Raw genomic sequence first — 21,297 nt, 5'->3', positions numbered from 1 at the left:
CACAAAGAAACTATTTTTTTATCTAAAGAAAAGGTTAAAAAACATTTTTTTAATTTTTTTTGAAAAAAAACTTGCGTGATTAAAAAAACGTCGTAAATTTGCACTCGCAATAAGGAATTAACGCCGACGGTGTTGAAGAATTAAGCAAAAAAAAATGGTCCATGGTGTAATGGTAACACTACGGTTTTTGGTGCCGTCTTTCTAGGTTCGAGTCCTAGTGGACCAACAAACAAAGCTCTGAGCAATCAGGGCTTTTTTGTTTTTACTACTTTTTGCATGGGATATAAAAAAAGCCGGAATTTCTTCCGGCTTTTGTCTTTATTTGCTGTTTTTCATAAACTCTTCCGCTTTTTCAACCATATTGCGGCTTCCGCAGAAGAAAGGAACGCGTTGGTGTAATTCGGTGGGTTGAATTTCCATGATACGTTGGTATCCGTCGGATGCTTTCCCTCCGGCTTGCTCGGCGATAAAAGCCATTGGATTGCATTCGTAAAGCAGACGAAGTTTTCCTTTTGGTGCTTTTGAGCTGGTTGGGTATAGGTAAATACCGCCTTTAATCATGTTTCTGTGGAAATCGGAAACCAAACTTCCAATGTATCTTGAGGTGTATGGGCGATCGCCTTCCTCTAGCTGGCAATATTTGATGTAATCTTTCACGCCTTGTGGGAAGTGGACATAGTTACCTTCGTTAATGGAATAGATGTTGCCATCTTCTGAATATTGCATGTTGGGATGTGAAAGGTAAAAAGTACCGATGGCAGGGTTCAATGTAAATCCGTTTACACCATGTCCGGTAGTGTATACCAGCATGGTAGATGTTCCGTAAATAACATAACCGGCTGCTACTTGGTTTACGCCGGGTTGTAAGAAATCCTCCAATTGTACTGGAGTGCCGATAGGTGTAACTCTTCTGAATACAGAGAAAATGGTTCCTACGGATACATTTACATCAATATTAGATGAACCGTCCAAAGGATCCATTAATACTACATATTTGTTGTTGTGGCTGTTGTCTGATCCGGCTACGGTGATGAAATCGTCGTTTTCTTCAGAAGCGATTCCGCAAACAATTTCTCTGTTGATTAGGGTTTGAATGAACACTTCGTTAGCGTAAACGTCTAATTTTTGTTGATCTTCCCCTTGAATGTTTTGGTCGCCTGCGGCACCTACGATATCTACAAGGCCAGCTTTGTTTACTTTGTAATTGACTACTTTGGCAGCCAAACGGATTGAGTTGATGATTCTGGATAATTCTCCCGAGGAATATTGAAAATCGTTTTGTTTTTCAATAATAAATTCACCAAGGGTTTTATTGCGTTCTTCCATGTAAGAAATCGTTGTAGTTAGTGGCACAAATATCCTAATTTATTTTCAAAGATTAGCCATACTTGATTTCTAATTTCATCGTTCTGAAAATAGGAGGTGAAATAACAAAAAACTTGTAAATAGGTTATTTTTATCACCTTAAGTTATTTTATCTTTGTTAATCAATAAAAAAGACGATTATGAAAACTAAAACGCTATTTTGTTCATTGTTACTGCTTGGAGTTTGTTCGGTACAGGCTCAGATTAATTTAGGAGATAAGGCACTTGGAGCTTTACAAAAAGGGGTAACCAGTTTCACCTTTAGTGATGAAGATGCGGCTAAATTATCGAAAGAAGCTGTAGACAAGATGGATAAGGAAAATGTTGTAGCTGGTCCTAAGGATCCGTATACCATTCGTTTGAATAAATTGTTTGGAAAACATAAAAACGAGAATGGATTAGTCTTGAATTACAAAGTGTACAAGATAAAAGAAGTAAATGCTTTTGCAACGGCTGATGGTAGTGTGAGAGTTTTTTCGGGCTTGATGGATATCATGGATGATAATGAGTTATTAGCGGTTATTGGTCACGAAATTGGCCACGTGGTGAATCACGATTCGCGTGATGCAATTAAGGCTGCGTATCGTAATGAAGCCTTAATGGATGCAGTTGGCTCACAATCTGATAAAGTAGCTAAAGTGACTGATGGGCAATTGGGTAAAATTGGAAGTGCTTTATTGTCCAATGCACATAGCCGTAAACAGGAAAGTGATGCCGATATGTATTCGTATGAATTCATGAAGCGAAATAAGTATAATGTGAATGCTGTGGAATCTGCATTTACGATTTTGGCGAAACTCAATGAAGGAGCAGAGTCGAATGTTATTACCAAAATGATGAGTTCGCACCCTGATCCAAAGGACAGAGCTTTGAAAGCAAAAGAAAGAGCAATGGCGGAAGGTTTGTATAAACCGTATGTGAAAGCAACGAAGAAAAAAACAACGGCTAAAAAGAAAAAATAATATGATTATCCGTAAAGGAACTCAAAATGACATGACAGAAGTGCTGGAACTCATTCGAGAGCTAGCTATTTTTGAAAAAGAACCGGAAGCAGTGGTGGTAACGGTGGCCGATTTGGAACGTGATGGTTTTGGAGCGCATCCATTGTTTCATACTTTCATTGCAGAAGATGAGGGTGAAATTATAGGAATGGCGTTGTACTATTATCGTTATTCTACCTGGAAAGGGAAGACCATTCATTTGGAAGATTTAATTGTTAAAGAAAATAAACGCGGTACTGGTGCCGGTTTTGCATTGTATAAGGAAATTATCCAACAAGGTAAGAAAGACAATGTGCGCCGCATCGAATGGAATGTGTTGGATTGGAATCAGAATGCTATTGATTTTTATGAAAAATCGGGTGCAAAAATATTGGACGACTGGCGTGTAGTCCAAATGAGTGAGGAAGGAATTAATGTATTCATCAATAAATTATAATTAATAACAACAATCAAAGTCAGTATGCTTTGAAATTTGAACAACTATGAGAATTTTTAAATTTGGTGGTGCGTCTGTTAAAGATGCTGCCGGTGTGAGAAACGTTTTTGACGTTTTGCAAAAAGTAGGTTATGAAGATGTTTTGTTAGTGGTATCTGCCATGGGTAAATCAACGAATGCATTAGAGGTAGTGATAAAGCACTATTTCGAAAAATCTTCAGAATTGAATGCCTCGGTACAGGAAATTAAGAAATACCATAACGAAATTCTACTTGATTTGTTTGAAGATGAAGAGCATGAAGTGTTTTTGGATGTTCGTGATCATTTTGCAGATTTGGAATATTTCCTACGCAGTAATAAATCGCCAAATTATAACTTCGTATACGATCAGATTGTGAGTTTTGGTGAGATTATTTCTACTACGATTGTAAGTCATTATATGAGTTCTCAAGGAATAAAAACAGAGTGGATAGATGTTCGAAACTATATTAAAACGGATAATACCTATCGTGATGCCAATGTGAATTGGGAAGTTACCCAAAAGACGATTGGAAAAATTGCGAAAAAGAAATCGCTGTTTGTTACACAAGGTTTCGTTGGTGCCGATGAGAATGGTTTCACGACAACTTTAGGACGTGAAGGTTCGGATTATACGGCGGCTATTTTTGCCTATTGTTTGAATGCGGAAAGTGTAACCATTTGGAAAGACGTTCCCGGAGTAATGAATGCGGATCCACGTTATTTTGAAAATGCTACGTTACTGAATCAGATTTCGTATCGCGAAGCTATTGAATTGGCTTTTTACGGAGCAAGTGTGATTCACCCGAAAACATTGCAACCACTTCAAAGAAAAGAAATTCCTCTGTTTGTGAAATCATTTATCAATCCTTTATTGCCGGGAACCAGTGTTGCCAAAGGAGAAGATTTAGAACCAAAGTTACCGTGTTTTATCGTTAAGAAAGACCAATTGTTAATTTCGTTGTCATCGATTGATTTTTCATTTATTATGGAAGAAAATATCAGTGAAATTTTCGGATTGTTGCATCAATTCAAAATCAAAGTGAGTTTGATTCAGAATTCGGCAATTAGTTTTTCTGTTTGTGTAGAAGATAAATTCGGCAACTTCAAAGAAATGCACAAAATCCTGGCTAAAAAATTCAAAGTGTCTTACAATGAGAATGTGTCTTTGTACACCATTCGTCATTTTGATGACAAAGCGATGAAAATGGTGGAGCAAAATAAAACGGTTTTGTTGCGTCAAATGAGTCGTGAAACACTTCAGGTGGTTACCAAAGAGTAGGCATTCAAGGCCAAGCTTTGTGTCCAAAGTAAAGGCAATATCAGAACATAAATTCTCCTGAAATAAAGTGTAATTCAGGATACCTTAAATTCTCAGAAGATTTGAATACCAATTTTATCTTCTGGGGATTTTTTCGTTTTGTCAAATAATTACTCTTTTTGAGCCTTCTTTCTTTAATTTTTCTTACATTTAGAATGCAAAATACTTATTCCGAGAGAATTATGGGGTTTAAATTCACATTCGGTTGGTTGTTTGTTTTTCTGTTATCCGGTTGTTTTATGGTTTCCGCTCAAATCAATAATAGGAATATTAAGATTTTTGGGCGCAAAGTGGGAAACGAAATGGATAAGATGAGTATGGTTAATGAACATCTGTTACTTTTTCCTGCTCAGGAAAAGTTACTTTTTATTGAAATTAATAATCAAAAATCGTGGATTGTTAAAGAAGTAAATTGGAATGACTGGGAAGAATTGCCTCAAAACACATTGGTTATGCTACAGCCCGTACTTGTCAATAAGGATAAGACAATAGTTCCTTTGCATAAACGAGATTATCAACCTTTTTTACTTTCCAATTTTACGGTTAATTCATTTGCCAAAGAGGATTTTGAATCGAATATTTTCTCGCTTTCATGGGGAATCTCAGAAAACGGAGTAAACAGTGCTCAAACCTCAAAGAAAATTATTTCTAATAATTCTTGTACTAATGGAACTTGTTCGTTGATTGTTTCCTTTGATAAAAAGAATTCCAAAATTGAACATATCGCACTCTCTAATTAGACCACGCAATAGCTTTTTATCCTGAATTGCAATATCTTTGACTCTTTGGAGTTTTTTTTATATGATTAAAAAGCCTGCTTTTTATGCGTTTTTTATTTTCTTTTTATGGTCGATACCTCTATTGGCACAAGAAACTCCGTACCATTCCAAAAAAATAGTAGCGATAAAAGACAGTATTCGAATTGACACAGTAAGTATCAACCAAAGTTTTTTTAAGCTGTTGGACGGCAAAGGTGCAATTGTTGATACGACTTTTTATAGAATGGATTTTCAAAAAGGTCTCCTTGTTTTTAAAAACAATTTCAAATCAACGGATACATTGACGGTACGTTATTTGAAATTTCCTGAGTTTTTAACCAAAGAATACACCATTTACGATAAAAGTCGAGTAGTTACCACAGCAGACAATATTGGTCAGCTGTATCAAGTGTCGAATGGATCGCTGAACAAATCAACTCCTTTTGACGGGCTGAATACATCGGGAAGCATTTCCAGAGGAATTACTATTGGGAACAATCAAAATGCATCGGTAAATTCGAACCTTGATTTGCAAATTACTGGTAAGTTATCGGATAAAGTGAGTTTGAGAGCATCCATTCAGGATAGCAATATTCCGCTACAGGAAGGAGGCTATTCCCAACGTTTGGATGAATTCGACCAAATTTTTATTGAATTGTTTTCGGACCGATGGAATATTCGTGCCGGAGATTTGTTTCTTGAAAACAGAAAATCAAAGTTCCTCAATTTTAACAAAAAAGTGCAAGGGTTAGCTTCCCATTTTGTGTTTGGACCGCAAGAAAAAAAGACAGAAGTTTTTGCTTCTGGAGCATTGGTGAGAGGCCAATACGCCAAAAGTACATTTGTTGGCCAAGAAGGGAATCAAGGACCGTACAAACTTAAAGGACCGAACGGAGAGTTGTACATACTCGTAATTTCGGGTTCGGAACGGGTTTTTGTGAATGGAATCCTACTTAAACGAGGTGAAAATAATGATTATGTAATCGATTACAATGCTGGTGAAATCACCTTTACTTCATTATTTCCTATTACTTCCGAGATGCGAATCAGTATCGAATACCAATATTCGGATCGAAATTATACCCGATTTGTTACCTATGCCGGAGTGAATCATGAACAGGAAAAATGGAGTTTGGCAGGTTATGTGTATTCAGAAAATGATGTCAAGAATCAGCCGGTGCAACAAAATTTATCTTCTGAACAAGCTCAAATTTTAGCGGCTGCCGGAGATGATAGTGCTTTAATGACGGCATCTTCAGCCATTGAGGAATCGTATTCGGAAAATAAAATATTGTACCGAAAAGTGGTTATCGATGGCATAGATGCTTTTGAGTATTCTACCAATCCGAATGATCAGCTTTTCAATGTGAAATTTAGTAATGTCGGCAATAATTTAGGCAATTATATTATTTCCAATTCGACAACCAACGGTCGTGTATTCGAGTTTGTTACTCCTGTCGCTGGTGTTCCTCAGGGAAATTATGAACCTGTTGTTCGTTTAATTGCTCCTACAAAAATTCAGATAGCAACGGTTATGGGCAAATACAATCCCAACGAAAAAACTATGGCTGATTTTGAAATTGGAGTAAGTAATAACGATAAAAACTTATTCTCTGAAATTGATGATGATGACAACCGAGGTTTGGCTGGGAAAATTAACTTCAGGCAACGGCTATGGACCAAAAAATGGACATTGGATGCTTTTGGGAATTACCAGTGGATACAGAAAAATTTTAAAACTATTGAACGTTTATTTACGATTGAATTTGACAGAGACTGGAATCTTCTTAATCCATTAGGCAATCAGAGTTTGGCTGTAACAGGTTTGCAGTTTTCATTAGATGGAAGGTCGAATTGGAAATATCAATTGGAGCAATTGGATTTTTCCGAAAATTTTTCCGGTAAGCGTCACGTGGTTGGAGGTTTTTATAAGACTAAAAACTGGATTTTCACGAATGATGGTAGCTGGATGAATAGTGAGAGCAATCAGATGAAATCCAATTTTCTTCGCAATCAGACTGTAACCAAATTTCATTTTAAAAAAAATTGGGTAGGAGGAAGTCTTCGATTAGAAGACAATCAGCAAAAAGATAAAAACACACAGCTGTTGTCGGACTTGAGTCAGAAATTCACCGAAATGGGAATGTTCATAGGGCGTGGTGATTCAACCAAAGTATATATGGAACTGGGATTTCTAAATAGAGTGAATGATAGTTTGCAACTAGGTGAATTGAAACGGGTAAACACGTCACAATCGTATTATATTAAGTCGAAATTGATTCAAACCGATAAAAGTGATTTGTCTGTTTTTGTAAATTATCGCAACTTAAAATTCAAAGATCAACGAGGTGATGAACCGTCTTTAAATTCCAGAATTTTATACAACGATCGTTTTTTTAACCAATTCCTGCAAACTACGACGGCGTATGAGACCACTTCTGGCACCTTACCACAACAGGAGTTTACTTTTTTGGAAGTAGAACCTGGTCGAGGTGTATATGCTTGGAATGACTATAACAATAACGGAATACAGGAAATTCAAGAATTTGAAGTGGCTTTGTTTCCGGATCAGGCAAAATATGTCAAAGTGTTTTTGCCCAATCAGATTTTTGTAAAGACACATCAGAATAAATTTTCACAATCGATAACTTTAAGTCCGATAGTATGGCAAAATAAAAAAGGATTTAAAAAGTTGGTTTCGCACTTCTATAATCAGACTTCGTATCTTATTGAAAGGAAAATTAGAAGAGATGCTGATAATTTTGATTTGAATCCGTTTCAAAAAAATGACGACGACTTGCTAGGATTGAATTCGAGTTTCCGAAACAGTTTATTTTTCAATCGGGGGAAACAAAAGCATTCCGTTACCTATACTTATATCGCCAATTCAATTCAGAGTTTACAGACTTCGGGAATTCAAGAAGCTGAAAATAGTTCACATCAGTTGCAATACCTTCATTTATTGCGAAAAACATGGTTGATTTCTGCTGCGGGGAAAAGCTTCACTTCTGGGAATTCTTCCGAGAATTATGCTTCACGTAATTTCAGTATCGAAGGGAAACAGTTGGAGTCGAAAATTTCGTATTTGTTCAATAAGAATGCCAGTTTGGATGTTTTTTATGAACACCAAAACAAAGAAAATCAATTGAATGGTTTGGAATCGTTGCAACAAAATACGTTTGGATTGTCATTTAATTTGGCGAGCGAAAAGAAATTGACATTGAATGGTGAAATTGCATTGGTAAGTAATCAATTTACAGGGAATCAATTTTCTCCTGTAGGTTTTCAAATGTTAGAAGGGTTGCAGGCAGGTAAAAATAGTACTTGGCGTTTACTGTTGCAGAAAAGTTTGACTCAGTTTTTGGATATCAATATCAATTATCAAGGACGCAAAAGTGAATCCATCAATGCTATTCATACCGGGAATATTCAGTTGAGGGCCTATTTTTAATTTTGGTATGTATTTTGCTTTAAAAAATTAGTATTTTTAATGTTATAACATCTAAACGAATTGAAAATGAAAAAGTTACTTGTATTGTGTTTCATGTTTGTATTCTCAAATAGCTTCTATGCTCAGGAAACTACAACTGAAAAGAAAACAAAAGCAGAAATTGAAAAGGCTGAAAAAGCAAAAGCTGCAAAAGAAAAGCGAGAAAAAGCGAAAGCTGAGAAAGCCAAAAAAGAATTAGCAGATGCCAAAAAAGAGAAGGCAAAAGAAGCTAAAGAAAAGGCAGCAGCGAAAAAAGCTGATGCGAAGGAGACTAAGGAAAAAGCAACGGTTAAAAAGACAGAAACTAAAGCTAAAGCAGACAAAGCTGCTGTTAAAGTGAAAGAGAACAGTGCTTCAGAAACTGGAAAAGCGAAGTCGACAGCTGGAAAAGCCAAAGCAACTGCAAATAAGGCGGATGCCAAAGTGAAAGACGAGTCGAATAAAGCGAAGACAAAAGCTACAACAACTAAGGCTGAAGCGAACGATAAGGTGGTTAAAGCAAAAACAGAAACTAAAAAGGTAGTTGCTAAGAAAGAGAGAGAAACGACCGAAAAAGCGAATCCGAACACTAAAGACAAAGTGATTGGAAAGTACAATGATAAAAAAGTATTTGAAGGGCCAAGAGGTGGTAAGTATTACATCAATAAAAACGGTAACAAAACTTACATAGATGACAATCAGGTAGAATAATTTCTGTCGAATATTAAAAAAACCCGGGCTGAAAACCCGGGTTTTTTATTAATACAAACGTAACTATAGTAAACGAACTATTCTTTGATTAATTTGATGGTTCCTTGACGGTTTGCATCATCGGTTAATTTTACAAAATAAATTCCCTTTCTTAAATCGGTTGTAGAGAAGTTATAATCACTGGTAAAGCCACCTTTGAAACTTTTTACAAGCTGTCCAGTTACATTGTAAATATCGACTGATTTAATTGCTTCGGTCAAGTTGAAATACTCCTTGGATGGATTGGGATACAAACCAATGGAATCAGCAATGTTGAAATCGTCGGTTCCTAAACTTTGCGCTGGTTGATTTCCGTAAATTCTGAAAGTTCCTGCCGGTATTAAAATTGGTGTAGTCGTATTGGTAACATTTAATGAAGTGTTATCAATTAAATTGTACCAAGTTCCGGTGTAAGGAAAATTAGGCGTAAAATTTTGATCTACTACATCAAAATTTGCCAATACAACTACATTTTTTAATGAAGTTGGAGCAATTGCATCATCCCAAACATAAAGTCTTTGTTTTAAATTACTAACATCAGGTGAAATGCTGTAATTGCCTTCAAACACAGGTTCATTGATTTTTAATGTATTTAATTTACTCCAAAGTGTATAAATAGGACCTCTGTTGGCATCAGCTAACCAGTTGTTTGTCCATTGAGGTTGCGGTTTAGTAGCCAGTTTACAGTCACCGGGGGTCGCATCAACTTGTGAGTTAACCGAACCATCAGTACAAGTAAAAATCGAGTCGCTATGCCCCATTTCTCCGAAATGCCAAATCATTTTTGGACCAGGCACTAATAAATGCAACGCTCCCATGGTTTGCATTCTCATTAGAGCAATGTTTAGGTTTCTAGCGTTGTGTCCTGCAGTATTTCCTTCAGTTAGATTTTTATACATTGTTCTTTCTTCGTCATGGCTTTCTGCATAACCAATTAATCGTTTGGCTGTGAAACCTCTACTCAGATGGCCTACGCGATTTACACTCGTACTATACCCTTTCGTTAGCGTAGCAAATTCATCTGACATTTTCCCCCACATCATTACCCCTTTCGAAATGCCATCTACTTCACCGGTAACTCTGTAGTTGGCCCATTGTTGTTCCTCACTATCAGTACCCAAATGTTCGAAAATTACATAATGCGTTGGATCCAGTGACCAACTGTAATCGGCATATTCTTTCAACACATCTACGCGGTCTTGTTGATAAGCATTGGTACATGATTCGCTACCAATACAATTTTGAGTAAATCCTTTGGTCAAATCCCAACGGAAGCCATCAATTTTATATTCTTCAATCCAATGTTTGATGACTCTTTTTGTATACGCTTTAGTTAAAGGTAAAGTATGATTAAAATCGGAGCCAACATTGTAACTGTGTCTTGGAAATTCGTTGAAATAAGGGCTTTCGGAGCTTGGGTCGCCCCATCCATCACCATCTGGATCTTTCATCCACATTCTGTTCATTGGATTTCTTCCGAATGCATGGTTAAGCGCCACATCTAAAATTACTGCAATGCCGTTGCTGTGGCATAAGTCAATCAATTCTTTTAGCTTGGTTGAAGGTCCATAATGTTTGTCTAAAGCCATGTGGAACGCCGTGTTGTATCCCCAGCTTTCGTTGCCTTCAAATTCCATAACCGGCATTAATTCTATTGCGTTGATTTTTAAGTTCTTGAAATAATCCATTTTATCGATTAAATCCTGATAGTTTCTATCGGAATCGAAATCTCGAACTAAAGCCTCATAAACAACCAAATCCTCTTTTTTTGGTTTAGTGAATGAAGTATTGATCCATGGATAAACAGTTTGTCCTGTTTGCAGTACGGTTACTTCTCTTTCTTGTCCAACAGGATATGCTGGTAAATTTGGATAGGTTGATGCGGGTGTCCAAGGGTCATCGTAAGGCGATAAAACTAATGTTGAGAAAGGATCAGCCGTTTTTACTACAGAAGGCGAATTGGCAATAGGAGTAGTGTCAACTACCCAGTATTGGTAATTTTCAATTTGTCCAGAAGTCAATCCTGTTAATTCCAGCCAGAATTTTCCTGAGGAAGGATCTTTTTTCATGGCATATGCGCCAGAGGGTTGATAGTTGTTAAAAGTTCCTGCTACATATACAAAATCTTTACCTGGAGCACTAAGTACCAAAGTAGCTCTAGTAGCATCGCCTGTATTGTAATTGATTCCATCCACTAGACCTAATGGAATAGCTTGAGAAATAGTTCCTGGATTGATAATTACATTGAATTTTTTGGAGAAGGTAACACTAGCTTGAGTGATAAGCAACTCATAGGCTTTATTCGTGGTAATATTCGTGTCGTTGAAGTTGTATGAACTACCGGTGAAAGTGTTAATCTGAACACCGTTGGCTAAAAGTACATAGTTTGCTGAGCCATTTGTATTATTTGCTGTGATAGTCAAATTGCCTCCTGAAGTGACAATTGTGTTTGAATTTTGTGCCGGTGTAATCAGATTGGCTTGGAAAGAGCCTACTTCAGCATAGATATCTTGTGATTTTTTATCACCCGTTCCGTTTTTAGCTTTAATTAGAAAGCCTATGCGACCAATACCCGTTCTGCTGTAAAATGTATTCGGAGTAAGGGTGATTGTATAGGTATCGTTTCCTGAATTATACGTTAAACGATTTGCTTCATTGGAGGAAGTCCAAGTGCCGTTTGTTGGACAGTCCAAACTGTTGGCGTCATTAAGGTCATACGACCATGCCCAAAGATAAAGTGCATTACCCACAACGCCCCAAGTTCCTTCATTGATAGATGAACCTTGAAAAGTTACTGTAATGGATTGATTTTCTTCGAAAGTGCTAGGTGTGATACTATAACTAACGGTTTGTTGTTGTGACCATGCAGCTATCGATATGAAAAATAATACGATTTGTGTAAATTTTTTCATGTTGCTATTGAAATAAAAAAGGCTGGAATAACCAGCCTTTTGGTGATTTTTTAATTAAAGGTTATTGTCTTGTTAACTGTATCTATTTTGAAAAGTTTTACAGCAGTTGTTCCTACATATCTGAAGTTACTGTCACCATCATTAGCATTTACAAAATCAGATGAAATAGTATAACCATCAGCAATATAACCTGGGAAGTTTTTATTAGGTGAACCCCAGCTATCGCCACCATCATTAGCAAACCAAACTCTAAATGTTTCGTTGTTTTTTAATTCAACAGGCACTTCGTATACGCCATTGTCGATTTTGCCTAATTCTGTTTCATTGTTTCCGGCCCAGCTCCAACCGCCTGGGGTTGCTGCACCTACCAACCAAAATGAATTACTTGAAGAAGTTCCTTGGAAAGCAGTAATGGTTTTGTTGTTTTCATCGATTTTTAAGCGATGTGCACCCGCTGTTCCTATAAATCGGAAATTGCTATCACCATCATTGGCATTTACTAATGTAGAATTGATTACATATCCAGCTCCAGTGTAGTAAGGGTAATTTCTTCCTGATCCCCAATCGCCTTCAGTAGTAAAGAATCGGAACGTATCGTTTGCAAGATTTACTGTTGAAGTCAATACATTGTCATTACAAAACATCACTACCGGGCTGTTCCAATTCCATCCTGCGTCTACTAATCCAGCACCTACACCATATTGATTAAGACATCCGAAAGGCGTAACCGATAAGTTAATGATGTTTGAATATTGAGGCTCAGCTCCAGTTGTGCCTACTGTTGCTTTAATTCTTACATCAATGGTACCTTCGGTAAAAGGTGCAACTCCTAATAGCAATGAGTTTAAGTTAAGCTCAGCAACATTGATTGTAGCATTTGTTGTTGGCGATTCTGTAATGTCAACAGGAACAGCAAATTCAGTTCCGTTTTTTGCAAATTGAACAGTATAAGTTACTGCAGTTGGTACTGTATAAACTGCAGGTTGCCAAGTAAGAGTAACTGCAGGATTATTGGGAGTAGCTTCAGTTAAAATAATCGAAGTGCCACTTGAAGGAGTTACTATTTCGAAAGATGCTTCTTCAGGTTCTAAGATTTTAAAATTATTTTCATCTTCACATGAATTCAAAGCAAATGCTAGTATGCTGATCGATAAATATTTATATATATTTTTCATAATCTATGAGTTTATTAGTAATTAGGATTTTGAGTTAAATTAGGATTAGATGCTAAACTTGCAGCGGGAATAGGATACACATTAAAATGAGTTGGTAAAGCAATACCACTTTGACTGTTTCCTTTCCAAGTCCAATTGTAAGAACCACCTGTGAATTTGTTGAAACGAATTAAATCCTGTCTTCTATGTGATTCCCAGTGTAATTCTCTAGCTCTTTCGTCTAGTATGAAATCTAATGTTAAATCTGTTGCTAGGATATTTCCTGAAGTGCCGTTGTTAGCTCTTTCTCTCAATTGATTCACATAAATTAATCCTTGAGCAGTTGTGGCATTACTTGCGCCTCTTAACGCACATTCTGTATACATTAAATACACATCAGCCAATCGGAATAAAGGGAAATCGGTATCCACAAAAGTTTGATTTGAACCTGGAATTCCTGTAGAACTGATGTTCGAATACTTGGCCAAAACATAACCTTGTTTTTGAGTAGAGATAGATGTAATCTCAATTGGTCTTCCTGCTGATAAAATTGTTTTTCTTTCGTCATTGTTGAATTGGAATCCATCGAATTTTTGAACGAATTGTTTTCTCAAACGAATCGCTCCTCCCCAGCCACTTGCTCCAACTCCCAAGGAAGTACCGTTTTGCTCAATTGAACCTACTTGGCCATTAATCATTACGGTTGTTGGGCCGTAGTTTTGAGTTGCAATACCATCCGATTGAATGCTGAAAATCATTTCGGTAGAAGTATGATTGTCTGCTTTGAAGTTATCAAGATAGTCTGATTCTAATGCATAGCCACCTGACATGATGTTGTTACACATGGTTACACATTCGGAATATTTAGGTTGGTTGATATATACTTCAGCATTAAGGTACATTTTTGCTAAAATCATCCAAGCCATTCCTTTGTCTAAGCGTCCGTATTCGTTTGTTCTTGGATCTTTTAAAGCAGGAATAACTTCGGTTAATTCGCTTTCGATGTAACTGAATAATTCGGCTCTATCATATTCTGGACCTGCAGTGTTGATTGGGTCGTTTTCAGTTACGAAAGCCGCTTTGCCAAACAAATCCATAAGGTGATAATAAGCCAAAGCTCTCAAAACTCTCACTTCATTTCGATATAAAGCAATATCACTTAAAAGTTGAGCGTCTGTTACACCTCTTGAGCTTAATTTTTCAGGGGTAGTTTGACGTAAATATTCATTCACCAGAGCTACTTGAAACATAGCTCTTCCGAACATTCCTCTTAAAATGGAATTGTTTGCATTCCATGTGTTTCTTTGGATTTCACCAACTCCTGGGTCGTTTTCATAACTCCAGATGGCTTGATCCGCTGCTAGGTCCTGCATATACCACAAACAGCGACCATATTGACTTGTTCCGGCATCAATACCTTGGATGTTCGACGATTCGGCACCATTAAGTCCTGTAAGAGATAAATTGCCGTAGATTCCTGCTAAGCCTTGTTTGTAGGATTCATTGGAAGAAAAGAAATTTTCGGACAGAAAAATATCGTCGTCCTCCGGTGTAACATTCAAATCATCAGTACATGATGTGAAAAATGTTACAAATCCAAGCATGTAAATTAGGCTGTATTTTAATTTTTTCATGGTTTAATTTTTAAAATTTCACGTTTGCACCAAATAAAATCTGTCTTTGTCTCGGATAGATAGTATTGTCAATTCCACTAGTGATTTCTGGGTCAAGTCCGCTGTATTTTGTGATAACAAATGGATTTTGCACACCCACATTAAGTCGTAAGGTCGCTTTTCCATCTATCCATTTCGGAATAGTATAGCCAATAGTTGCGTTGTCCATACGTAAGAATGAAGCGTTCTCAATATAGTAATCTGATAAAATTACATCAGATGTAGTTGTGAAACCGCTTTCCAATGCTGAGGTTGGAATGTTTCCAAGGAAAGCATTGTCTTTCAACAAGTTCAATTGTGCTCTGGAAGAATTTACGTTGTTGTAAATTCTATTTCCTACACTCGCTCGTAAATTAAAAGAAAAATCAAAGTTTTTATACGTCATGTTGGATTGAAAACCTAACAAGAAATCTGGATCAGGGTTGTTGTAGATGTATCTATCATCATTGTTGATTATTCCGTCACTGTTTAAGTCGGCATAAGCACCTTCAATAGGATTGTTGTTTTCGTCGTACAATTGTTTGAAAACGAAATATGAATTAGGTGTATATCCCTCACTGTGAACTTGAATTGTTCCTCCTGTACCTCCTCCGATACCTCCTACGAGAATGTTTGATCCAAAAGCCAATTCTTTGATGCGTCTTTCGTATTTAGTGGCATTAAGGTTTAAGTTCCAGTTGAAGTTTTCTGATTTTACTACTTCTGAATTAATGTTTAATTCAATTCCTTTTGTAGTAAAGCTTCCAATATTCTGCCAACCGGCATTAGAGAAATTTCCACCATCTGCAAAAGCTACATTGGCTAGTAAATCATCCGATTGTTTGTAGAATACATCAATGCTTCCGTTGATTCTGTTTTTAAGAATTCCATAGTCCAAACCTGTATTGTAGGTTGTTGTTTCTTCCCATTTTAAATAAGGATTTGTGGGAGATGGTAGTCCAACTATATAGGTTTCAGGTCCAAAATAATATTGAGAATTTGGATTCCCTGTTGCATAAATTGGGAGGTAGTAATTTCTAGCATCAGTTGGTAAATCTTGTTGTCCAGTAATACCCCATCCTAATCGTAGTTTTAAATCGGAAATGAAGCTATCTTCTTTAAGGATGTCCTCTTTCATTTTCCAAGCAAATGAAGCTGCTGGGAAATTACCCCATTTTTCATTCGTAGGGAATCGAGATGAGCCATCTCTTCTGTAGGTTAATGTCAATAAATATTTATCATTTAAACTAAGATTCGTTCTACCGAAAATACCAATTAATACTAAGTCTGTATCAATTGTAGTTTCAGGGCCAGCAGAAGTAGGGTTTAGTCTATTTCTTGTAGTAAAGTTTTCAGATTCAAATTTTTGATAAGAATAACCGGCTGTTGCTTCAACATTTAATTTTCCGATTTGTTTGTTGTATACGAAATAACCATCAAATAATTGGTTAGTAGACTCAGAGCTTTCAAGTTGATCGTTTCCATATTTACCCGCAAAACTTGTTCCATTCCCGTCGGCAGTACCTGCATATTTTGGTATAAAAAGTGTTCTCTCTCCTTCGGTTCTGTCTAAACCTACATTAATTACTCCTCTTAATTCTGGTAAAAAATGGAATTTGTAATCCAATTGAGCGTTTCCGAAAATTCTATTAACACGACCTCTGTCTTTTCTTAGTAAAAGTTCTGAAACTGGATTACGAGCAGTATTGGATAATTCGGTTGGGCTTGTGGTGTTTTCAAAATAGCCTCCCCAAATGGAGTTGGAGTCATGAACAGGTTTGGTAGGGTCGAAGCGTAAAGCGCCTCCTTCCACACCATTGGTAAAACGGTTTCTTTCGTTAGAATAATTTGCGTTTACAGCTAATTTAAGGTGTTCTTTGAATAAAGTAGGATTTAAAGCTAATCCTATAGTGTTACGGGTAAATTCGTTTGTAAGTCGTAAACCTTGTTGATTAGTATTGCCTATACTTAGTCGGGTAGGGATAGTTTTGAATAAATGACCTCTAATATTCAAGTCCTGATTGATCATCTCAGTGCTTTTTCTGTAGATTTCTTTTTGCCAATTGGTATTGTAGATAATTCTACCTTCGATAACACCTGGAGTTGCTATGTTATCCGTAGCCGAAGTTGAAGGGTCGTCAATACCTAAAAGATTGGTTTCTTCAGGGAAATAGGTTTCAATTGCGTTTACAAATTGTGCACTATTCAAAACGTCTACAGTTTTGTGTAATTTACCAAGTGTATACTGTACATTGTAATCAACAGATAAATTTTTGCTCCCTTTTTTAGTAGTAATAATGATTACACCATTAGATGCTCTTGATCCATAAATAGCTGTTGCTGACGCGTCCTTTAAAACAGTTATGGATTCAATAGTACTAGGGTTTAGCGAGGCTAAGAACGAAGTACTTCCGGTTGCTGTCTTGTTTTCTATTGGAAGACCATCGATAACAATTAAAGGGTCATTGTTGGCAAATAAAGAAGAACCTCCTCTAATTCGGATTTCGGATCCTGATCCAGGAGCACCACTGGTATTAACTGTTACACCGGCAATACGTCCATTTAATAAGTTTTCAGCAGTTACGATTGCTCCTTTGTTGAATTCTTTTGCTGATAGAACAGAGGCAGATCCTGTAGCATCTTTTTTCTTTACACTACCGTAACCAACAACAACTACTTCATCTAGTTTGGATGATTCTTCCTCTAAGACTACATTAACATTGTTTTGTCCGTTGAAAGTAATTGCTTTTTCTTTAAATCCTAAAAAAGTAAATAAAATGGTATCTCCATTTTTTAAATTTGATAATGAAAATTGTCCGTCAAAATTGGTGGAAACTCCATTATTTGTTCCTTTAACCGTCACGTTAACTCCGGGTAGTGGTTGACCGCTCGTATTGTCGGAAACAACTCCTTGTAATTTACTTTGAGCCAGTAAATTAAGTGGTAACATGAGTAGTAAAAGTAGCAACTTTTTATACGATGTTTTCATACATTTTGTTTAAGTTAGAAATAGTTTTTTTAGGCATACATTTTACTTCGATACATTAAATTTAAGTAAATTTTGTAATAATTTTCACGAACACTTGTTAAAACACAACCGAAAACGTTTTCGTGTTGAAAACTTTTAAGAAAAACCATATTTTTAGGTAAAAAATTTTCATTCCGAAAAATATAAATTACCTTTATTTTCAAATTGATAATTTATCATTTCACAATGAGGAAAAAAATTACCCTAAAACAGATTGCCAAAGAATTAGATGTTTCCATTTCTACGGTGTCAAAATCACTACGAAATAGCCCCGAAATTGGAGAAGAAACAAGAGAAAAAGTGCAGGCTTTTGCCAAACTTTACAATTACAAGCCTAATAATATAGCTTTGAGTCTAAAAAATAGAAAAACAAAAACCATCGGGATTATCATTCCCGAAATTGTACATCACTTTTTTGCGACTGTAATTAGTGGTATTGAACATTATGCCAATGACTATGGTTATAATGTTATTGTGTGTCTTTCGGACGAGTCGTTTGATAAGGAAGTCATCAATATGGAAATGCTGGCTGGTGGCAGTATCGATGGTTTTATCATGTCGTTGTCAAAAGAAACCCAGAATAAAGGAGATTTTCATCACATATCAGAAGCCATCAATCAGGGGATGCCTGTTGTAATGTTTGATCGAGTTACTAATGATATTTTTTGTGATAAAGTAATTATTGATGATAAAACAGCCGCTCAAGATGCTGTGAATTTTTTGGTTTTCAAAGGAATGAAGAAAATTGGAATCATCACTACTGTAGATTATGTAAGTGTTGGTAAATTAAGAACCGATGGTTATTTACAGGCATTTAGACAAAATAATCTAATTGTAAAAGACGAGCTGATTTTAAAAATTGAGGATATCGAAAATTGTGCTATAGCAATTGAAAAGTTTGTCGCAGAACAGGATTTGGATGGAATTTTTGCGGTTAACGAATTATTTGCCGTTACAGCAATTAAGGCAGCTAATAAATTAGGTAAAAAAGTGCCCGAGGATTTGTCGGTTATCGGATTTACAGATGGTATTATATCTAAATTCTCTACTCCATCAATAACAACAGTTAGTCAAGATGGTGTGGAAATGGGTAAGAGAGCGGCTAAATTATTAATCGACCGATTGGAGAACGATGAAGAGGATGAGTTCTACACTGTCGAAATTGTGGAGACGTATTTGGTGGAAAGAGAGTCGACCCGATAAAAAGTTATTAAGACTCTAACGTTGTAGTGAAGAAATTTGTTTTCAACATAGAGCGTGATTGAATGCAATCATTATATTTACCTCGATTATCAAGCATATACTTTTACTTCGAAACTAAAAATATGTATTGATAAGCACATAACGCTTATCGTAGTATAAACTTTAAATTACGATAATGGAAAAGCGTAAATTAGGTTTCTGGGAAATTTGGAACATGAGTTTCGGTTTCTTGGGAATACAATTTGGATTTGCACTACAAGGCGGATTCATGTCAAGGATCTTCCAGACATTGGGGGCAGAGCCGCATGAAATTCCTGGATTGTGGATTGCAGCTCCTCTTACCGGATTGATCGTTCAGCCAATTATTGGTTATCTGAGCGACAATACTTGGTCTCCCCGTTTTGGAAGAAGAAAACCCTATTTTTTAATTGGAGCGATTCTGAGTTCTTTTGCGCTCTTTTTTGTTCCGTACTCATCAGCTTTGTGGGTGGCAGCCGGTTTCTTATGGATTCTCGATGCTTCCATCAATGTTAGTATGGAGCCATTCAGAGCTTTGGTTGCAGATAAACTTCCTGATTCACAACGATCTTATGGTTTTGTTTTGCAAACCCTCATTATCGGAATCGGAACATGGATTGCATCGAATTTGCCTTGGCTTGTAAATAAAATGGGATTTGAGGACACTTCGGCACCCGGCGTAATTCCAGAATATGTAAAAATTGCTTTTGGAATTGGTGCTTTGGTTTTTCTAATCAGTATTTTGTATACTGTTTTAACTACCAGAGAATATCCGCCTAAAGATATCGAAGCTTTCAAGGCTGAAAAAAAAGAGAAACACTTCTTTGGAGATTTGATCGCTTCCTTAAAGGAAATGCCTTCAACAATGAAGAAACTAGGTGTGATTCAGTTTTTTAGTTGGTTCGCTTTTTTCACAATGTGGAGTATGGCAACACCGGCCTTAACAGAACACGTATTTAATTCGCCGGCACCCAACAAAGAACTTTTTGATTTTACAAAACCAGGGCAACAGGAACTTTTTGATTCAGCGAACAAGCTATTTCAGACTGCGTCGGACAAAGTCGGTTCTGCAATGGGATTATATGGATTGTCTTCAATGGCTTTTGCGTTGCTTTTGACATTCTATGCAGCCAAAAGAAGTGTGAATAGAAAGTATATTCACATGTTTTCATTAATAGCAGGAGGTTTAGGATTTATTTCCATGGGCTTTATTAAGGATCAAAGTTTACTTAATGTTTCGTTTCTTCTTATCGGACTTTCATGGGGAAGTATTTTGTCTATGCCTTATGCTATGCTTTCGAGTTCTGTAAACGAAAATAAAATGGGAATGATGATGGGGTTGTTTAATATGTTTATTGTAATTCCTCAAATCATTGCCTCTTTAGGAGGAGTCAATACATTGTCAAAACTATTTGGTAATTCTGCAATTGCGCCAATGCTTTTGGCAGGTACATCACTGGTTTTAGGAGGATTGTGTAATTTTTTAATTACTGAAGAAAAAGCAATAAAAGGATAAAGTAATGAGTAAAAAAGCATTCATATTTGATTTGGATGGTGTAATTGTCGATACGGCGAAATACCACTTTATGGCTTGGCAAAAATTAGCAGCAAGTCTGGATATTCTTTTTACCCCCGAGCATAATGAAGAACTAAAGGGAGTAAGCCGTGTGCGTTCTCTTGAAATTATATTGGAATTGGGTCGCGTTGAGGCGTCGGATGAAGACAAACAGAAATGGCTGATCCAAAAAAACGAAGATTATCTGTCCTATATTGAAAACATGGACGAATCTGAAATTTTACCTAATGTTAAGGAAACACTTGACTATTTAAAAGAAAAAGAACAAGGAATAGCTTTGGGTTCTGCAAGTAAAAATGCCCGTCCCATTCTTGAAAAAGTGGGATTGTTGCATTATTTTGATGTAATAGTGGACGGGAATGATGTTTCCAATGCGAAACCCGACCCGGAGGTATTTGTTCGAGCAGCAAAGCTTTTAGGAGTTGATACAAAAGAAGCTATTGTTTTCGAAGATTCGGTAGCTGGAATTGAAGCCGCCAATATTGCAGCAATGTTAAGTATTGGGATAGGAGATAAAAATGTATTGAAAGAAGCGAAATATTGTTTTCCTAACTTTCTGCATATGGACAACAGTTTCTTAGAAACTTTAATTAAGAATTAAAAAAAAAACATACTGAATTTGATGTTGAAATTATA

Annotated in this window: 14 protein-coding genes and 1 tRNA gene; 10 read left to right on the top strand and 5 right to left on the bottom strand. The window is 36.4% G+C overall.

The window, feature by feature from the left end; genetic code table 11:
• The first annotated feature begins 155 nt into the window (after positions 1 to 155).
• Positions 156 to 226 (top strand) — tRNA-Gln (locus ACFO7M_RS02400).
• A 92-nt stretch (positions 227 to 318) separates the two neighbouring features.
• Here the strand turns inward: ACFO7M_RS02400 and fbp are convergent.
• The gene (gene fbp, locus ACFO7M_RS02395) at positions 319 to 1,326 is read right to left on the bottom strand and encodes a class 1 fructose-bisphosphatase (protein ID WP_379719042.1); all 1,008 of its coding nucleotides are present in this window, start codon (positions 1,324 to 1,326) and stop codon (positions 319 to 321) included.
• Positions 1,327 to 1,505: 179 nt separating this feature from the next.
• On the opposite strand from fbp, the gene ACFO7M_RS02390 reads away from it, so the two are divergent.
• The 6 genes from ACFO7M_RS02390 (at position 1,506) to ACFO7M_RS02365 (ending at position 9,079) form a co-directional block, all read left to right on the top strand.
• Positions 1,506 to 2,327, top strand: coding sequence for a M48 family metalloprotease (locus ACFO7M_RS02390; protein ID WP_379718531.1), 822 nt, complete (start codon positions 1,506 to 1,508; stop codon positions 2,325 to 2,327).
• Between the two features lies 1 nt (position 2,328).
• A complete protein-coding gene (locus ACFO7M_RS02385; protein ID WP_379718535.1) occupies positions 2,329 to 2,802 on the top strand; it encodes a GNAT family N-acetyltransferase in 474 nt (157 codons plus the stop codon).
• Between the two features lie 46 nt (positions 2,803 to 2,848).
• Positions 2,849 to 4,102 carry an aspartate kinase gene (locus ACFO7M_RS02380; protein WP_379718538.1) on the top strand — a complete coding sequence of 418 codons (1,254 nt, stop codon included), beginning with the start codon at positions 2,849 to 2,851 and terminating at the stop codon, positions 4,100 to 4,102.
• A gap of 194 nt (positions 4,103 to 4,296) precedes the next feature.
• Positions 4,297 to 4,881 (top strand): hypothetical protein, encoded by a 585-nt coding sequence (locus ACFO7M_RS02375; protein ID WP_379733837.1) that lies wholly within the window; start codon positions 4,297 to 4,299, stop codon positions 4,879 to 4,881.
• 61 nt (positions 4,882 to 4,942) lie between these two features.
• Complete coding sequence (locus tag ACFO7M_RS02370) at positions 4,943 to 8,350, top strand: hypothetical protein (protein WP_379733835.1); 3,408 nt, start codon at positions 4,943 to 4,945, stop codon at positions 8,348 to 8,350.
• Between the two features lie 66 nt (positions 8,351 to 8,416).
• Positions 8,417 to 9,079: a hypothetical protein gene (locus ACFO7M_RS02365; RefSeq protein WP_379733833.1), complete on the top strand. Its 663-nt coding sequence runs from the start codon at positions 8,417 to 8,419 to the stop codon at positions 9,077 to 9,079.
• Positions 9,080 to 9,156: 77 nt separating this feature from the next.
• On the opposite strand, the gene ACFO7M_RS02360 is transcribed toward ACFO7M_RS02365, so the two are convergent.
• Genes ACFO7M_RS02360 through ACFO7M_RS02345 form a run of 4 tightly spaced genes read right to left on the bottom strand, consistent with a single transcriptional unit; the run spans position 9,157 to position 17,825 of the window.
• Positions 9,157 to 12,030, bottom strand: a complete 2,874-nt coding sequence (locus tag ACFO7M_RS02360; protein WP_379733831.1) for an alpha-amylase family glycosyl hydrolase — start codon at positions 12,028 to 12,030, stop codon at positions 9,157 to 9,159.
• Positions 12,031 to 12,080: 50 nt separating this feature from the next.
• Positions 12,081 to 13,205 carry a SusE domain-containing protein gene (locus ACFO7M_RS02355; RefSeq protein WP_379718552.1) on the bottom strand — a complete coding sequence of 375 codons (1,125 nt, stop codon included), beginning with the start codon at positions 13,203 to 13,205 and terminating at the stop codon, positions 12,081 to 12,083.
• A gap of 14 nt (positions 13,206 to 13,219) precedes the next feature.
• Entirely contained in the window at positions 13,220 to 14,818 is a 1,599-nt protein-coding gene (locus ACFO7M_RS02350) for a RagB/SusD family nutrient uptake outer membrane protein (protein ID WP_379733829.1), read from the bottom strand.
• A 10-nt stretch (positions 14,819 to 14,828) separates the two neighbouring features.
• The gene (locus ACFO7M_RS02345) at positions 14,829 to 17,825 is read right to left on the bottom strand and encodes a SusC/RagA family TonB-linked outer membrane protein (RefSeq protein WP_379733828.1); all 2,997 of its coding nucleotides are present in this window, start codon (positions 17,823 to 17,825) and stop codon (positions 14,829 to 14,831) included.
• Between the two features lie 225 nt (positions 17,826 to 18,050).
• On the opposite strand from ACFO7M_RS02345, the gene ACFO7M_RS02340 reads away from it, so the two are divergent.
• The 3 genes from ACFO7M_RS02340 to pgmB all read left to right on the top strand — a co-directional run bounded on the left by ACFO7M_RS02340 (position 18,051) and on the right by pgmB (position 21,262).
• Positions 18,051 to 19,067, top strand: a complete 1,017-nt coding sequence (locus ACFO7M_RS02340) for a LacI family DNA-binding transcriptional regulator (protein WP_379718562.1) — start codon at positions 18,051 to 18,053, stop codon at positions 19,065 to 19,067.
• Positions 19,068 to 19,242: 175 nt separating this feature from the next.
• On the top strand, positions 19,243 to 20,601 hold the full coding sequence (locus ACFO7M_RS02335) for an MFS transporter (RefSeq protein ID WP_379718565.1): 1,359 nt from the start codon (positions 19,243 to 19,245) through the stop codon (positions 20,599 to 20,601).
• Positions 20,602 to 20,605: 4 nt separating this feature from the next.
• Positions 20,606 to 21,262 carry a beta-phosphoglucomutase gene (gene pgmB, locus ACFO7M_RS02330; RefSeq protein ID WP_379718568.1) on the top strand — a complete coding sequence of 219 codons (657 nt, stop codon included), beginning with the start codon at positions 20,606 to 20,608 and terminating at the stop codon, positions 21,260 to 21,262.
• Positions 21,263 to 21,297 lie beyond the last annotated feature (35 nt).

Source organism: Flavobacterium sp. GCM10023249 (assembly GCF_042653365.1).
Taxonomy (GTDB): Bacteria; Bacteroidota; Bacteroidia; order Flavobacteriales; family Flavobacteriaceae; genus Flavobacterium.
This window is presented reverse-complemented; position numbering and strand designations above follow the sequence as displayed.

Coding starts and splice junctions, on each gene's coding strand:
- ACFO7M_RS02355 (WP_379718552.1), bottom strand. CDS start 13,205: ATGAAAAATATATATAAATATTTATCGATCAGCATACTAGCATTTGCT.
- ACFO7M_RS02345 (WP_379733828.1), bottom strand. CDS start 17,825: ATGAAAACATCGTATAAAAAGTTGCTACTTTTACTACTCATGTTACCA.
- ACFO7M_RS02390 (WP_379718531.1), top strand. CDS start 1,506: ATGAAAACTAAAACGCTATTTTGTTCATTGTTACTGCTTGGAGTTTGT.
- ACFO7M_RS02340 (WP_379718562.1), top strand. CDS start 18,051: ATGAGGAAAAAAATTACCCTAAAACAGATTGCCAAAGAATTAGATGTT.
- ACFO7M_RS02385 (WP_379718535.1), top strand. CDS start 2,329: ATGATTATCCGTAAAGGAACTCAAAATGACATGACAGAAGTGCTGGAA.
- ACFO7M_RS02360 (WP_379733831.1), bottom strand. CDS start 12,030: ATGAAAAAATTTACACAAATCGTATTATTTTTCATATCGATAGCTGCA.
- fbp (WP_379719042.1), bottom strand. CDS start 1,326: ATGGAAGAACGCAATAAAACCCTTGGTGAATTTATTATTGAAAAACAA.
- ACFO7M_RS02350 (WP_379733829.1), bottom strand. CDS start 14,818: ATGAAAAAATTAAAATACAGCCTAATTTACATGCTTGGATTTGTAACA.
- ACFO7M_RS02375 (WP_379733837.1), top strand. CDS start 4,297: ATGCAAAATACTTATTCCGAGAGAATTATGGGGTTTAAATTCACATTC.
- ACFO7M_RS02380 (WP_379718538.1), top strand. CDS start 2,849: ATGAGAATTTTTAAATTTGGTGGTGCGTCTGTTAAAGATGCTGCCGGT.
- ACFO7M_RS02365 (WP_379733833.1), top strand. CDS start 8,417: ATGAAAAAGTTACTTGTATTGTGTTTCATGTTTGTATTCTCAAATAGC.
- pgmB (WP_379718568.1), top strand. CDS start 20,606: ATGAGTAAAAAAGCATTCATATTTGATTTGGATGGTGTAATTGTCGAT.
- ACFO7M_RS02370 (WP_379733835.1), top strand. CDS start 4,943: ATGATTAAAAAGCCTGCTTTTTATGCGTTTTTTATTTTCTTTTTATGG.
- ACFO7M_RS02335 (WP_379718565.1), top strand. CDS start 19,243: ATGGAAAAGCGTAAATTAGGTTTCTGGGAAATTTGGAACATGAGTTTC.